The sequence below is a fragment of the Paenibacillus sp. F024 genome (genome assembly GCF_057814255.1).
In genome coordinates this window covers 1-314 of sequence record NZ_JBVASZ010000123.1, presented here as the reverse complement: position 1 = coordinate 314, position 314 = coordinate 1, and the positions used below count along the sequence as shown (strand labels likewise).

Annotated in this window: 1 pseudogene; it reads left to right on the top strand. The window is 45.9% G+C overall.

Annotated features, from left to right (window positions below):
* Positions 1-110: 110 nt before the first annotated feature.
* Positions 111-314 (top strand): annotated as a pseudogene (locus ACZYR9_RS27640) (alpha-ketoglutarate transporter); the annotation flags it as partial.

Below are 314 nucleotides of genomic sequence, written 5' to 3'. Positions count from 1 at the left end.
TAAGCGTTACACAACATTTCGATAAAGGGGCTCATTCATGCAAGCAATGACTCATAAAAATAATGTGCCTATCGAAGAAAACGGTTACTTTCTGGAGGAGGAATCACATCATGTCTCAGTCCGTTGAGTCGACAAGAAAGGGAAGTATTGCAGGCAACATCTAAAAAGGCTCGGTTGGAAATCTGATCGAATGGTACGACTGGTACGTTTATGCTGCATTCGCCGTCTATTTCTCATCGCAGTTCTTTCCTCAGGGCGACCCGACAAGCCAACTCCTCAACACGGCGGCGATCTTTGCCGTAGGCTTCTTAATG